Source organism: Bartonella sp. MR168JLCBS, from assembly GCF_042194175.1.
Window position 1 is genome coordinate 1 of record NZ_JBHIMP010000181.1, and the last position, 981, is coordinate 981.

Sequence of the window (981 nt, forward strand, 5' to 3'; positions counted from 1 at the left end):
TCAAACTAACACCTGCAGACGAACGCCATGCACTTTTGAGATTTGTAACAGGCATTTCACCTTGCAAAGTAGGTTTATAATTATTGCCATAGAGCGTTGCAACATCGGCAAATAACGCACCGCGAAATCCTAATCCTTCAGGCACAACAGGTATAGGAAACTGTAATTCAGCAGTCGCATTCATATATGTTGTTCCCCCTAAGAAATAAACTTCACCTTTATTGGAAACTTGACGTGGACCTATTCCGTTGTATTTAAATCCACGGATCATATCAGAATTTACTTTAAACATATCGAAGATACGAACACCCTCTCGGCCTATTTCGTGGATATAGCCAGCACCAAACGAGAGTAAACCGACAAGATCCATCTGATCAGAAAGCGTCTTGTACATCATCGCTTTACCCGTTGTCTTCAAGAATTTCGCATTCCCACCAAGTCCTGCATATTCCTGAAGAACACGCATATACCATCCATTATGTGGATTTTTCATATCATCAATAGTATTATAAGTTAAACCATAACTAATTGATGAACGCTTCCAAGGGCTATGTCGAGCCGCTTGAACAATCGCACCAGAATATTTCTCGTATAATTTTTGCAGATCACTCGGTTTGGTAAAGTCATAATCTTCACCAAAATCATATTCTTCCTGCACATAAGAATAAGATAAATTAGCAGATAACTGATCATTAATAGGCAGCCCAAATCGAAGTGCCCCACCCGTCTGCCGTACATCATATGCTTTGTCAGCACGATAAGTACTGCGAAAAATATCAACACCAGCAGATAAATGGTAACCCAAGAAATAAGGATCAACAAACGCTAAATTGTAATTACGAGATTTTTCTTGCCCAGCACCCAAGCCTAAACGAACATACTGACCTCGGCCTCCAAGATTACGCGCGGTAACAGATACCTCAAGTGACATACCAGGGCTTGTACCACCCGTTGTATAACCTCCAGAAAAAGAAAGATCTC

At 40.7% G+C, this 981-nt stretch carries 1 protein-coding gene; it reads right to left on the reverse strand.

Annotation, left to right across the window (positions count from 1 at the left end):
* Nucleotides 1-981, reverse strand: a 981-nt coding sequence (locus ACFIK8_RS10180; RefSeq protein ID WP_375669355.1) for a BamA/TamA family outer membrane protein, incomplete at both ends; no start/stop codon positions are given.